This is a genomic window from Desulfovibrio sp. Huiquan2017 (assembly GCF_017351175.1).
Lineage (GTDB): Bacteria > Desulfobacterota > Desulfovibrionia > Desulfovibrionales > Desulfovibrionaceae > Pseudodesulfovibrio.
In genome coordinates, this window is sequence record NZ_JAFMPN010000015.1 from 12,156 (window position 1) to 25,086 (window position 12,931).

The 12,931-nt window shown below is 61.2% G+C and carries 10 protein-coding genes; 7 read left to right on the plus strand and 3 right to left on the minus strand.

Annotation, left to right across the window (positions count from 1 at the left end; translation table 11 throughout):
• The first annotated feature begins 34 nt into the window (after positions 1-34).
• The 7 genes from phnD to J0909_RS13630 all read left to right on the plus strand — a co-directional run bounded on the left by phnD (position 35) and on the right by J0909_RS13630 (position 7,799).
• On the plus strand, positions 35-919 hold the full coding sequence (phnD, locus tag J0909_RS13600; protein WP_207263658.1) for a phosphonate ABC transporter substrate-binding protein: 885 nt from the start codon (positions 35-37) through the stop codon (positions 917-919).
• 50 nt (positions 920-969) lie between these two features.
• Positions 970-2,025 carry a phosphonate ABC transporter, permease protein PhnE gene (gene phnE, locus J0909_RS13605; RefSeq protein WP_286182025.1) on the plus strand — a complete coding sequence of 352 codons (1,056 nt, stop codon included), beginning with the start codon at positions 970-972 and terminating at the stop codon, positions 2,023-2,025.
• Positions 2,026-2,568: 543 nt separating this feature from the next.
• The gene (locus J0909_RS13610; protein WP_207263663.1) at positions 2,569-3,822 is read left to right on the plus strand and encodes a PAS domain-containing methyl-accepting chemotaxis protein; all 1,254 of its coding nucleotides are present in this window, start codon (positions 2,569-2,571) and stop codon (positions 3,820-3,822) included.
• Positions 3,823-4,656: 834 nt separating this feature from the next.
• Positions 4,657-5,370: a DUF429 domain-containing protein gene (locus J0909_RS13615; RefSeq protein ID WP_207263665.1), complete on the plus strand. Its 714-nt coding sequence runs from the start codon at positions 4,657-4,659 to the stop codon at positions 5,368-5,370.
• Between the two features lie 7 nt (positions 5,371-5,377).
• Positions 5,378-6,628, plus strand: a complete 1,251-nt coding sequence (locus tag J0909_RS13620) for a ChaN family lipoprotein (protein WP_207263666.1) — start codon at positions 5,378-5,380, stop codon at positions 6,626-6,628.
• A 139-nt stretch (positions 6,629-6,767) separates the two neighbouring features.
• A complete protein-coding gene (locus J0909_RS13625; RefSeq protein ID WP_207263667.1) occupies positions 6,768-7,316 on the plus strand; it encodes an ATP-binding protein in 549 nt (182 codons plus the stop codon).
• Positions 7,317-7,799 carry a hypothetical protein gene (locus J0909_RS13630; protein ID WP_207263668.1) on the plus strand — a complete coding sequence of 161 codons (483 nt, stop codon included), beginning with the start codon at positions 7,317-7,319 and terminating at the stop codon, positions 7,797-7,799. It begins immediately after the preceding gene.
• Between the two features lie 98 nt (positions 7,800-7,897).
• On the opposite strand, the gene J0909_RS13635 is transcribed toward J0909_RS13630, so the two are convergent.
• Genes J0909_RS13635 through J0909_RS13645 form a run of 3 tightly spaced genes read right to left on the minus strand, consistent with a single transcriptional unit; the run spans position 7,898 to position 12,877 of the window.
• On the minus strand, positions 7,898-11,122 hold the full coding sequence (locus J0909_RS13635) for an efflux RND transporter permease subunit (RefSeq protein ID WP_207263669.1): 3,225 nt from the start codon (positions 11,120-11,122) through the stop codon (positions 7,898-7,900).
• A 17-nt stretch (positions 11,123-11,139) separates the two neighbouring features.
• On the minus strand, positions 11,140-12,231 hold the full coding sequence (locus tag J0909_RS13640) for an efflux RND transporter periplasmic adaptor subunit (protein WP_207263670.1): 1,092 nt from the start codon (positions 12,229-12,231) through the stop codon (positions 11,140-11,142).
• A 13-nt stretch (positions 12,232-12,244) separates the two neighbouring features.
• The gene (locus tag J0909_RS13645) at positions 12,245-12,877 is read right to left on the minus strand and encodes a TetR/AcrR family transcriptional regulator (protein WP_207263671.1); all 633 of its coding nucleotides are present in this window, start codon (positions 12,875-12,877) and stop codon (positions 12,245-12,247) included.
• Positions 12,878-12,931 lie beyond the last annotated feature (54 nt).

A 12,931-nucleotide genomic window follows, 5' to 3' on the forward strand; every position in this document is an offset into this window, starting at 1 on the left:
CTGCGTCAACCCCAACAAACACAGGAGATTCCCCATGTTCTCGAAACTGTCCAAAGTGCTCATGATGGCGGCCCTAGTGCTGACCGTGGCCCTGCCCGGCCTGGCCAACGCCGGCCCCGCAAACTGGCCCTCCACCCTGAAGCTCGGCTTCATCCCCACCGAAGGCGCGGCCGACTCCGCCAAGCGCGCCAAGCCCATCGCGGCCGAGCTGGAAAAAGACCTCGGCGTCAAGATCGAGATCTTCACCGCCTCCGACTACAACGGCATCCTCACCGCCATGGCCAACAAGCACATCGACCTAGCCTACTACGGCCCCAAGAGCTACGTTGAAGCCGCCGAGAAGGCCAACGCCGAAGCCATCCTCATGGAGCTGAACAAGGACGGCCAGCCCGGCTACACCGGCATCATCATCACCAAGAAGGGCTCCGGCATCACCGACATGGACAAGGCCAAGGGCAAGACCTTCGCCTTCACCGATCCCAACTCCACCTCCGGCTACCTGGTGCCCAACGTCATCTTCGCCCGCGACATGAAGATCAACCCCGAGAAGTACTTCAAGGAAGTGCGCTTCTCCGGCTCCCACGGCGCGTCCATCCTGGCCGTCAAGAACGGCTCCATCGAAGTGGCCGCCACCAACAACATCGACCTGGACCGCATGATCGAAAAGGGCGCCGCCTCCCTGACCGACTTCAACATCATCAAGCGCTCCGACATGATCCCCGGCGCGCCCATCGCCGTGCGCAAGGACCTGCCCGAGAGCCTCAAGTGCGCCATCGCCGGCTCCCTGCTCAAGATCAACGATGATCCAGAGGCCCTGCAAATCCTCCAGAACGGCGGCTACCGCCACACCTCGGACAAGGACTACGACATGGTCCGCTACCTCAAGCGTCTCAAAGCCGAACTGGCCAAAAAGAAGTAACGATGTATCATGAACTGACACTTGATCAGGTCACCCCCAGGAAGAGCTTCATGCGGAAGCTCGCCCTGGGGGGCTTGGCGGCCATCATCCTGGCCGTGCTCGTGGCCTCCTACATCTCCACGGACATCGACCCGTTCAAGCTCTACAGCAAACGGCAGAACGCCTTTGAATACCTCTTCGGCAGGCAGCTCTCCGAAGCGGACAACCAGGCGGCCATGGAACAGGCGAAACGGCTGCCCGCCATCATCGCCTTCGAGGAGTCCTACCAGGCCGTCAAGGCGGAATACGCCGCCACCGGCAAGACACTGGACCCGGTGGCCATGCAGCGCGAGGCCCGCAAGCGCGCCGACGCCCGCATGAAGGCCATGACCCCGGCCGAACGCGACCGGATCGTGCACAGCGAATTCGACCGCATCGCCGACGAGAAATCCGGCGGCTACTTCCCGCCCGAAACGGCCTGGCCGCACCTCCTGGAGTACTCAAAGGCGCTCATCGAGACCGTGGCCATCGCCATCTGGGGCACGCTCATCGCCTTTATCGCGGCCATCCCCATGGCCATGTTCGCGGCCAGCAACACGCTGGAGCTGATGGTCCAAGGCGACGGTCTGCACCAGCGCATCATCCGCTGGTTCGGCCAGTTCGCGGCCCGGCGCGTGCTCGACTTCTGCCGCGGTTTCAACGAATTCGTCATGGCGCTCATCTTCGTGGCCGTCATCGGCCTGGGGCCCTACGCGGGCGTCCTGGCCCTGGCCATCCACACCTTCGGCATCCTGGGCAAGGTCTTTTCCGAGGCCATCGAACAAATCGAACCGGGCCAGGTGGAGGCCGTCACCGCCTCCGGCGCGGGCCCGGCCCAGATCATGGCCTTCTCGGTCATCCCGCAGGTCATGCCGCTGGTGGTCAGCTACACCCTGCTGCGCTTCGAATCCAACGTCCGCTCGGCCACCATTCTCGGCTTCGTGGGCGCGGGCGGCATCGGCTTCCTCATGTTCGACAAGATCAACGGCTACCTCTACCGCGAAGTCTGCACCATGATGATCATGGTCATCGTCTCCGTGACCGTCATCGACTACTTCTGCGGCATCCTGCGCCGCCGGTTCGTATAAGAAAACCGCCTCCGGCGGCCGGGGGAAGGAGAGGGGGAACATTTTTGAAAAAAGCTCATCCTCTCCTTCCACCGGCCCCCATTTCCCTAAAATTTTATGGTGTTGCGAGTTGCGCGAATATCGCTCCAACAGACTTTCATGTGCGCACGCTCAGCCGAAGGCAGCCAAAACATCTGGGGGACAGAGGGTACCCCGTTTCAAACAAGAGCAGGCCGTCAATCTCGGGGGACAGTAAAGTGCAGCTCGCACCTGATAATCAAAATGGAAAATGAGTCAAAAATTGCCTGTTTGGACCTTCGTCAAAACAGATGAACGCGTGACAGTTACCGCTTGACTCTCCGTGTTGCGCAATCGCCCCGCGAGATGTCCAACCGTTTGAAACCGTATAGCTTTCTGAAAATTCCATTGAACCATATTTCAATTTCGCGACTGGTTTAAAACGGAGACGGCCAATTGCAGTTGGGAAAAAAGCGACACGCATTATAATAGCCCCCTTCAATCCCCTATGCGATAGAATATAGACCTAAGCAATCAGGAGGCTCCATGACTAAAAGGAAATTCGTTCTCATTTCAGTCATATTGTCTATCATCTTCTGTGCTTCCGTTGCGGAAGCGCAGTACCTCCTTGCAAGCGGATCAATTGAAATATTCACTTCACTAGCCATAATATTGGCGTCATTCCTGCTGGTTGCTGGCTACATGACCTACTATTTTCTCGAAACTCACAACTGGTTCAGCCAAATCCTTGATTTGATGGAGCAACCGCTTTCCATTACCGACCCCAATATGAACTGGACGTTCATCAACAAGCCCGTTGAAGGCATGCTCAACGTTAAAAGAGCTAACATGTTAGGGAAGCACTGTTCGACTTGGGGTGCTAAGATTTGCAATACTGAAGATTGCGGCGTGCATTGCCTGCGAAAAAACAAGGGTGAAACGTTCTTTGACCAATTTGGAATGAATTTCCGCGTCAACACTAATTATTTATACAGCCTACGCGGCAAGGAGATGGGGCACGTCGAAGTCGTTACCGACATCACAGATAAGGTGCAGTTTCGCGAACTGAAGACCAAAATGAGCACCGATGTGAACAGATTGCTCCGCGAGTTGAATGAAGGATCGACCAGCTTGGCTGCTTCCACAGAGGAAGTGAGCTCATCGGTCGAAGAAATCTTCGCCTCAATTGAAACAAGCTTTCAAAATTCCCAACAGACTAAAACGAAAACAAATGGAGTAGCTGACCAAGCTGATGAAACGCGAGCAAACCTTGAAAACTCCATCAGTGCTGTTCAGGACATTGTTAATAAAGTTGGACTGATACAGGAAATAGCCCGTCAAACCAATTTATTGGCTTTGAACGCGGCAATCGAAGCCGCCAGAGCGGGGGAAAGCGGAAAAGGCTTTGCCGTCGTAGCGGGAGAAGTAAGATCCCTTGCTGAGAAAAGCCAAATTGCTGCCAATGAAATAGAAGAACTCACCAAGTCAACCAAAAGCGTATCCGAAGAAGCGGGTAATAAGTTGAGAGAACTTGTCCCCAACATCCAGGAGACCGTAGAGCTCGTTAGCGAGATCAACGCATCAATTCTGGAACAAAAGACCGGAATTGAGCAGATTAATCAAGCTATTCAGACGGTCAGCGTGGTCGCCCAAGAGTCAAACGCCATTGCTGAAAACTTATCGAGAGCATTTAGAGAACTCGAAAATTTTGGGCAAACCAAAGAAGACACGAACAACCCTGAGATTGTCATGGCTGAACCATCCGCTTTACCGGAGACCAGTGATTTTGACCGGTATTAAACACTGAGGCAGTAGGGTGCGCCGCCTCAAGCTAAGGGTGCAATGTTAATTAGATATTACGAGATACCGCATCCGATCATTATTCATACTCCAGATTCCACGGGAAAAAGCTTAGAAGGGAATCTTCTAAGCTTTTTTATCATAAATACTCCTTCAAAACATGCTTAAGCATTTTCTGGCGTGATATGCTCAATGCATAACGAGTTAAGTTAGTATTATATAGGACGCGACACGCACTCAGGCGCGCTCATAAGTCTTGACGAAGTCTCAACGTATGAACGCTGCTGAAGCACAGCACCCCACCGAGCAAACGACAGGCCCCTAGGAATCTGCCGTTGTCGAAATTGCCCCACGGCAACCGCTTTATACGCCGGACGAACAAGCCTGGGTGATGGCGCCCTTTATTGGATGGATCCTCAGGGTGTTTCCTTCTATGGGAAACGAACATTGATTTGTCCTGCGTTGGTTGTTGTGTGGCCCATTCGCGCTATAGGCGGCCCCGTGGGGTCACTCTGTCCCAGGACGCCGCCCCGAACTTGAGGGAGGAGATTCCCGTGAAATCCCTAAGTCTGGGACTGGGCGCGAACAGGGCCTCCCTGTCCGGCCCCAAACCGAAACAATACAGGATTTGCCAACACGCCAAGGTCGTTGCAAAACGGCTTCGCCGTGCGGGCTTTGGCGTCAAGAAGTGGTCCAGGATTCCCTCGGCAGTTGCCCGGCAAATGAAAGGCAAAGGCGACGGGCGTATCGCCGAAATCTTTGTGGCTGCCCGCGCCCTGTGCGGCCCGTTGCAGTTGGTTGCGGGCACTGCCGGGGGCGCGTATAGGTGCTGGTATGAAATTCGTGGGCGTGGACGGATGCAAGGCCGGATGGTGCGCGGCCTGGGTGGAGGACGACCGGTGGGGCGTGGGTGTCTATCCCCTGTTCGCCGACCTGTGGGCCGAACACCGGGACGCGCGAAGCGTGCTCGTGGACATCCCCATAGGTCTGGCTGACGACGCGAACCGCACGGCGGAAAAACTGCTCCGGGAACGGCTCGGTCCGAGAAGGAACAGTGTGTTCAATACGCCCGCCCGCGAGGCGCTCCATGCCAGGTCCAAAGCAGCGGCAAAGGCCATCAATCGGAAAGCATCCGGTAAGTCTCTATCCGAGCAATCTTTAGGTATTATGAAAAAGATTGCCGAAGTCGATTCATTTTTGACCGCCCATCCAGAGGCTGTGGAAAAGATGTTCGAATCACACCCGGAGCTGTGCTTCGCCATGGCGGCCGGACACCCCCTGGCCTACCCCAAGCGGGACGTGCCGGGCGTGGTGGAGCGGTATGAAATCCTGCAGCGGTTCGTGCCGGACGTGCGCGGGCTGCTGGATCGAGTGCGGGAGTACCATTCCGCCTCGAAGGTGGCCGGGGACGACGTATTCGACGCCCTGATGCTGGCCGTGAGCGGACGGCAGGGCGCGGGACGGCTGCACTCCCTGCCCGAGCCGGTGGAGCGGGACGCCAACGGTCTGCCCATGGCCGTTTGGTATGCTGAATTCGACAAACAATGAGGTTTTCATGATCGAGAACGGAGTACGAAGCGCGTGGACCCGGGCCCTGTGGCTGTGCCTGCCCGGCCTGCTTCTGACCTTGGGGGCTTGCGCCAGGAATGCGCCCGGCATGCGGGCCGACGCGGTCGGAACCCCCTCCCTGTCCGTGACCTTTTTGCCGCAAAAGGGCGACTTCATCTCCGCCTACGGCGCGCCGCTCTCCCTGAACGACGTGAAGGGCCTGGCGCAGGGCTACGACTACATTCTCATCGGCGAAGGGCACCGCAATCCGGTGGATCACGAGGTGCAACAGCAACTGCTCGATACCTTATCGAATAATGGTGACGGCCTGTCCCTGGGGCTGGAAATGGTCGGCGTGGACCGGCAGCAGGAGCTGGATGATTTTTGCAAGGGCCAGGTGTCCCTGGAGGCATTGCCCGGAGAGTTGGATTGGGCCAAGAACTGGGGATACGACTTCGGCCTGTTCCGCGGTCTCTTCGCCATTGCCGAGCGCAACGGCGTGCCCGTGGCCGGACTGAACGTGCCGTCCGGGGTGGTCCGCACGATTACCAAGGAAGGGTTGGACGGATTGAGCGACGCGGACCGGGCGTGGTTGCCGAAAGAGATCGTCCCCCCGGCCACGGACCAACGCGCCTTCCTCGACTCGGTCATGGCCATGCACAAGGGCAAAGATCCCAAGGACACAAAGGAGCGCGAACGGTTCTACCTGGTCCAGTCCATCTGGGACTCCAAGATGGCCGAGGAGGCCGTCAGGCTGCGCAAGCAGTATGACTGGCCCGTACTGGTGGTGGCCGGGGCCGGACACGTGGAGTACGGTTGGGGCATCGCCAAGCGCATCCGCTGGTTCGACCCGGCGGCGCGCATCCTGACCATCATGCCGTGGCGCGGCGGGGAGTTCGACTCCGAGGCAGGGGACCTGTTCTTCTATGCGCCGGATACCTACCGTTCGCGCATGGGCATGATCCTGTCCGCCCAGGCCGACGGCATTCTGGTGGAATCCGTGTCGCGAGGTTCGCGCGCGGACCGGGCCGGTCTGCGGCCGGGCGATCTGCTCCTCGAAGCCTGCGCCATCCCGCTGCACGGACTATTCAGCCTGCACATGGCCGGGACCAAAGCGCACGACGCGGACGAGCCGCTGGTCTTCACGGTCCGGCGCGACGGCGCAATCTTCAGCGTGGACATGGGCAGGCTCGGCACGAAGCGGAGCAAGGCCAAGGCCGCGCCCAAGGACGATCCTGCGTCCCAAGGTGCCCCCTAGACGCTCTCGCGCCCTGGACCGCACGGGTCGCACGGGTCAGCCGCGTCTCGAAAATCCACAGGGCCACCCGACGCCTCTCGCCGTCATCCGCGTCCGGGTGCCCGATGGCGCGAAAAAATCACGGGATGAGACAAAACGAATGCCTTCTTCAAGAAATTTGATCTTTGTAAACGGCCCCATGGGGGTTGGCAAATCCGCAACTTGCCAACGGCTTTTGGACATTCTTCAACCGGCGGCATACCTGGACGGGGACTGGTGCTGGATGATGAAACCGTGGTCGGCCACCCCGCGAAACATCGCAATGGTGCGGGCAAACATCATCTTCGTCTTGCGCCAGTATCTCGCAAACCCGGAGATCGGAAACATTATTCTGGGGTGGGTGATGCACCAATCCGATATAATCACCGGACTGCTCGATGCCTTGCCGTTAGCTGACGTTCAAGTGCATGTATTCTCGCTGGTTTGCACGCCCGAAGCACTCAAGCGGCGCATTATGATGGATGTTGCCAACGGGACGAGAAGTGAAGATGTCATCCCTCGCAGCCTGGAGCGCCTCCCATTGTATGCCTCCATGCCGTGGCCGAAAATCGATGTCTCGGAGATCAATGCGGAAGAGGCTGCCTGCCGCATCGCAAATCGAATACGCACCGTCGGCACCGCCGTCCCCCCGAAGACGGAGGTCCGCTAGATGCGCCGCCTCAGCCTGATTCTCCTCTGTGTGCTTCTCCTGGCCGTTCCGGTCCCGGCCGCCGCCGACGACCTCACCGGGCTGTTTCCCGCGTCCGTGGGGCCGCTTGAGCGCGTGCGGCTCGTCACCGGAGCCGAGGCTCATGCCGAGGTGGACCGGCTGCACGGCAAATCCCTCCCGGCCGAGGCCAGCGCCATCGCCCGCTACGCGGAGGAGGGCGGACGGCCCGCCGAGGCGTGGGTGTCGCGCGTCTCGTCCGGAATGGAGGCGCGCCGTCAGACCGGACTCATGGTTCACAAGATGTTCGAAAATCCCCAATCGCCTTTCGGCCGCCCGTCGCGGAGGGACTACCGGGGAATGGCCGTGTACCGCTTCACCGGCATGGGCCAAGTGCACCTGATCTGGTGCTCGGACGATCTGGTCTGGTGGGTCAGCGCGAACCCTGCCCTGGAAAGCGCATTCCTCGACGCCCTGTGCCGCTGACCGGTCGATCAAGTACGTCGTTTTCGGCGCAACCGGGAGAAAAAATGCTCATTATTCCCGGCTGCGCCGCTCTTTTCCAGAATTAATCCAGACTTTATCTAGAATGGGGCAGACTCCGTTGCCGCACCCCGTCGCCGCCGTTTTGCCGCGCGCTTGCGGTCCTTTCGCTCCCTGCGCCGAGCGACCAGGTCCCAGAGCAAAGGCATGACCAGTAGCGTCATGCCCGTGGCCACGCACAGGCCGGTGACAAAGGTCGTGGCCATGGTCCCCCAGACCACGGAGTAGTAGGGGATGCCGAGCGCCATGGGCAGCAGGCCCAGGGTGGTGGTCAGGGTGGTCAGCAGGATGGGCCGCAGCCGCACGCGCACGGCCTCGCGGATGGCTTCCATGCGCCCGTAGCCCTTGGCGTAAAGGCGGTTGATGAAGTCGAGCAGCACCAGGGAGTCGTTGACCACAACCCCGGCCACGCCCACGGTGGCGATGAAGCTGTTCACCGTGAACAGGGAGCGGGTCAGGAAGGTGCCGAAAACCACGCCGATCAGAGCGAACGCCACGGCGGACAGGATGATGGCGGGCTGGACATAGGATTGGAACTGGCAGGCAAGGATGGTGTACATGACCAGCAGGGCGATGCAGAAGGCGTACATGAGCGAGGTGAAGGACCGTCCCGTGGACTCGTATTCCCCGGCGAAGCTCAGGGTCGCACCGGGATAGTCGTCCTGGATGGTCCGGTAGTAGGCCCGCACGTCGTGAACCACGCTGGGCGCGCTGACCGGCGCGCCCTCGCGGATGTTGGCGGTCAGGGTCACGGCCCGTTGGCCCTGGAAGCGGTTGAGCTGACCGGGCTCGCGGTAGGTGCGCACCTCGGCCAGATCGCCCACGCGCACCGGGCCGGTGTCGTTCTGCAGGATGGGGATATCCAGTGCATCCTCGGGCCTGGCCATGAACCGCTTGTCGATCTTCATGCGCAGGTCCACATCCTCGTCGGCGGTCCTGAACTTGCCCACGAACCGGCCGTCCAGGATTCCGCCCGCCAGGGCGATCACCTGGGCCGGGGTCAACCCGTACTCGGCCACCAGGCTCGGGACGGGCATGAACCGGAAGACCCGGTTGTCCGTGCCCGTGTCCGTGGCCAGGTCCTCCAGGTGCGGCGCCAGCCGTTTGTTGTTGTGGATCCAATCGAAAATCCGATTCTTGAGGGCCATGACCGCATCCTGGTCCGGCCCGAGCACACGGATGTTGACATCCTTGCCCGCAGGCGGGCCGCCCTGTTCGGGCCAGACGCGCAGCCGCCACCCGTTCACGGCCAGGGATTCGAGCCTGCCGCGGACCACGTCCAGCAACCGTTGCGGGTCGTTATCCGGGTTGTCCACGAAGGCCTGTTCGCCCTGGCGGGGCAACTCCACGATGACGATGGCCCGGTTGGGACCGAAAATATTCTCGTAGTCCTCGTTGATGTCCATGCCGCCCAGGCCGGAGCAGGACTTGGTGGTCCCGGGGCCCAGGGCCATGAGGGCCCGGGACACCTCCTTGGCCTTTGCGGAGGCGGTGTAGACGTCCGTGCCCACGGGACCTTCCATGGATACGTAGTAGAGGGTGTATTCGTCCGGGAAGAACTTGATGCGCAGCAGGGGCATGACCCCGGTGACCGAGACCCCAAGCATGAACAGGGACAGGAGAAAGGCGGTGGCGACCAGGGCCAGGGTCTTCCAGCGGTGCCGCAGCGTCCGCTGCAAAAGCCCGTCGGTGACCTTTTTCAACCAGTACATGAACTTCGGATCGCGGGCCTGAAGCTGGTCGGCGGCCTGCTCCCCGAGCTTGTCCGCACCGGGCCAGTCCAGGAAGTGCAGGGGCAGGATGGCCAGGCATTCGACCAGCGAGGCAATGATGGCGAAGGACACGGCCTTGGGGACCAGGGCGAAGAACTCGCCGGTGGACCCGGTCATGATCAGCATGGGCATGAACGCGGCCACGGTGGTGGAGGTGGCCGCCACCACGGGCAGGAAGACCTCGCTCGCGCCCTCCACCACGGCCTCCTTGAGCCCCTTGCCGTCCTGCGCGTGGCGATAGATGTTCTCGACCACCACAATGGCGTCGTCCACGATGATGCCGCTGACCAGGACAAAGGAAAACAGGGTGATCTCGTTGATGGAATTGCCGGTGATCCACATGATGATCATGGTCACCAGAAAGGAGAAGGGTACGCCAACGGTGGTCAGCATGGCGTTGCGGAAACCCATGACCAGCCAGATGCAGCCGCAGACCAGGGCGATGCCGACCAGCAGGTTGGAGCCGAGCGTGTTGATGTTCTCGCGGATGGGGACGCGCTGATCCTGGGTGACGACCGCGCGGACGCCCTCCTTGTCGAGCACGGGCTTGTACTCGGCCAAGACTTTTTCCACGGCCGCCCCGATGTCCAGGGAGTTGCCCTCGGGCGATTTGAGGACCTTGACCGAGACCGCGTCCCGGCCGTTGACGGACGAAACCACGAACGGGTCGCGGTAGTCCATGCCCGCCGAACTCAGCACGTCGCCCACGGTGACGAAGGAGCCGTCCAGGTCGCGCCGGACGATGGTCCGGGCCACCTCGTCCCGGGAGCGGAACCTCTGGTCCGCCACGATGACATATTCCCCGGATTCACTGATGAAATCGCCTGCCGGAACCGATACGTTGGCACCCTGGAGAGCCTGTCCCACCTGATCGAAGGTCACCCCCAGGCGCATCATCTTGACCGGGTCCAGGGCCACGTGGAATTCGCGGGTGTATTCGCCGCTGATCTGGACCTCCTTGACGCCCGGAATGGCTTGCAACGGCAGCTTCAGCTCGTCGGCCATAAGGCTGAGCGCCCGGTTGGAGCGCTCTCCCAGGAGGTTCACGGACAGGACCGGCAGCCACTCGGACACGCGGATAACCGTGAAATTCGGCGGGTCCATGTCGTCGGGCAGGTCGTTTTGTATGGACAACACCTTGAAGCGCAGTTCGTCATACAGTTTGTCGTAGTTGGTGTCGTCCAGGAACTTGACCATGATGGAGCAGCGCTGCCGGAAGGAACGGGAGCGGATGAACTCCACGTTTTCCAGGTCTTCCAACGCGTCCTCGATCTTGCGCGTGACCAGGGTCTCCACCTCGTCCGGGCTGGCCCCGGGCAGGAAGGCCGAGATAACCACCTTGCCCATGCGCACGTCCGGATAGCGTTCCACGGGCAGGTCCAGAACGCAGAATACGCCGACCACCATGAGCAGGACGAACATGAGGTTGACGAAGACCTTCTGACCCAGGGTGAACCGGATGAGGGCCCGGGCGGGCGTATCCTTCTCGTGCATGGCTCGTCTCGCGGCGGTTAGGGGTGGAGCAGGAAGACGTCGCCGGGATGCACGTCCGGCCCGGACACGCGGCGCAGCCCGTCGCCCGCCGAGCCGAGCAGGACCACCCGCACCCGATCGCCCCCGGGGGGCACCAGGAAGTATTCCTCATAGGCCTTGACCAGGGCGGACTCGGGCACGACCACGGCCCCGCCGGGATCGGGCAGGACCAGGCCCAGTTCGGTGCGGACGCCGCCCCGGAACTCGAAATCACCCTCGACGATCTCCAGGTCCACGTTGATCTTGCGCGTGGCCGGATCGAAACCCGGTGAAACGCGGGCCACGCGGGCCGCCACCGTGCCGCCCAGATCGGTCAGGCGCAGGACGACCGTGTTCCCCAAGGCCTTGAGGGCGCGGTATTCCTCGCTGGTCAAGGCGAAGGGCACGAGCAGGATGTCGTAACGCCCGAGTTCGGCCACGGTCTCGCCCTTGGTCACCCATTCGCCGGGCTCGATGTCCCGGGCGATGACCTTCCAGCCGGGAGGGCCCACCAGAGAAAAGCGCTTGAGCCGTTCGAGCAGGACTTGCTCCTCCACCTGCTTGGCGCGCAGTTGCTGCAGGGCGGCCTGATGGGCGCGGACGTTGGCGTCCAGGGTGGACTGGGGCGCGGTGTCGGTCTTGACCAACGCCTTGTAGCGGTCCATCTCCTTGCGGTTATAGTCCAGGTCGCTCTTGAGCCGTTCCTGGTCCGCGCGATTGGCGGCCAGGTCCAGCCTGATGAAGGTCGTATCCAGCTCCGCGAACAGGCCGGTCCGGCCGAGCGCATCGCCCACGTCGGCCTGAACCTTGACCACCCGGCCGGACTCCTCGGCCACCAGGCTCATGGCGCTGCGGGCGCGGGTGAATCCGGTCAGGGAGGACCGCCGGTCCGCGGACCGGGCGGTGAATGTCTCGCCGTGCGCGGGCTTGTCCGGGACCGGGGTTGGCACCTCGGCCCGGGCGGTCTCGGCCAGGGCGCTGCCCGGCACCATCGTCCCGCCTTCGTCCGCATGACCGAGCCGATCATCGCCGCAGGCCGTCAAGGCCAGGGCCAGCAGCAGGGCCGTGAATGTCGCGCAAATCCATTTCATGCTCTTTCGCCTTCTATCGCGGCTGCGATTTTCCCGGCCCGGCCCCCGGACGCAGGCTGAATTCGATAATTTCGGCCACCAGCCGGTCAATGTCGGCGCCTTGGCTCAGGGCCGCCACCTGGCCTGTGGCCATGAGATGGACCAGCCCGTGAAGCTGGGACCAGAGGCCGAAGACCAGGGCGGTCACGTCCACCTCGCCGAACCGGCCCGTGTCCACGCATTCGGCCACCGTCGCCCGGAAGTTCCGGAAGGACCGGATGGAACTGGCCGCCCATTCCCCCTGCATGTCCACCTGACCGCAATCGAAGCTGAACATGAGCTGGTAACGGTCCGGCTCCGCAAGGGCGAAGCGGATGTACTTGGTCATGCCCGTGCGCAATCGCTCCAGGGGATCGGGACAGGCCTGCCGGGACGCCTCCTGCTGGGCCACGAGGCGGACGAATCCCTCCTCGCGCAGCACGGATAAGATCTCCCGCTTATTCTTGAAATAGCGATACAATGCGGCCGGGCTGTACTCGATTCTGGAAGCGATCCGGCGCATGGACACGTTGTCGAATCCCTCGCGCAAGAAAAGCTGCTTGGCTGCATCCAGGATGCGCCGCCGCATGGCTTCCCGGTCCCGCTCCCGTCGTTTTCTGGTGCTCATGCCCGCCCCTAGCAAATGGTGTTTACTTTGTAAACACCGTTCATGTGACAATAG

Excerpts from the sequence above, each read along its gene's own strand:
- J0909_RS13640 (WP_207263670.1), bottom strand. The coding sequence starts at position 12,231 with ATGAAATGGATTTGCGCGACATTCACGGCCCTGCTGCTGGCCCTGGCC.
- phnE (WP_286182025.1), top strand. The coding sequence starts at position 970 with ATGCGGAAGCTCGCCCTGGGGGGCTTGGCGGCCATCATCCTGGCCGTG.
- J0909_RS13635 (WP_207263669.1), bottom strand. The coding sequence starts at position 11,122 with ATGCACGAGAAGGATACGCCCGCCCGGGCCCTCATCCGGTTCACCCTG.
- J0909_RS13615 (WP_207263665.1), top strand. The coding sequence starts at position 4,657 with ATGAAATTCGTGGGCGTGGACGGATGCAAGGCCGGATGGTGCGCGGCC.
- J0909_RS13625 (WP_207263667.1), top strand. The coding sequence starts at position 6,768 with ATGCCTTCTTCAAGAAATTTGATCTTTGTAAACGGCCCCATGGGGGTT.
- phnD (WP_207263658.1), top strand. The coding sequence starts at position 35 with ATGTTCTCGAAACTGTCCAAAGTGCTCATGATGGCGGCCCTAGTGCTG.
- J0909_RS13630 (WP_207263668.1), top strand. The coding sequence starts at position 7,317 with ATGCGCCGCCTCAGCCTGATTCTCCTCTGTGTGCTTCTCCTGGCCGTT.
- J0909_RS13620 (WP_207263666.1), top strand. The coding sequence starts at position 5,378 with ATGATCGAGAACGGAGTACGAAGCGCGTGGACCCGGGCCCTGTGGCTG.
- J0909_RS13610 (WP_207263663.1), top strand. The coding sequence starts at position 2,569 with ATGACTAAAAGGAAATTCGTTCTCATTTCAGTCATATTGTCTATCATC.
- J0909_RS13645 (WP_207263671.1), bottom strand. The coding sequence starts at position 12,877 with ATGAGCACCAGAAAACGACGGGAGCGGGACCGGGAAGCCATGCGGCGG.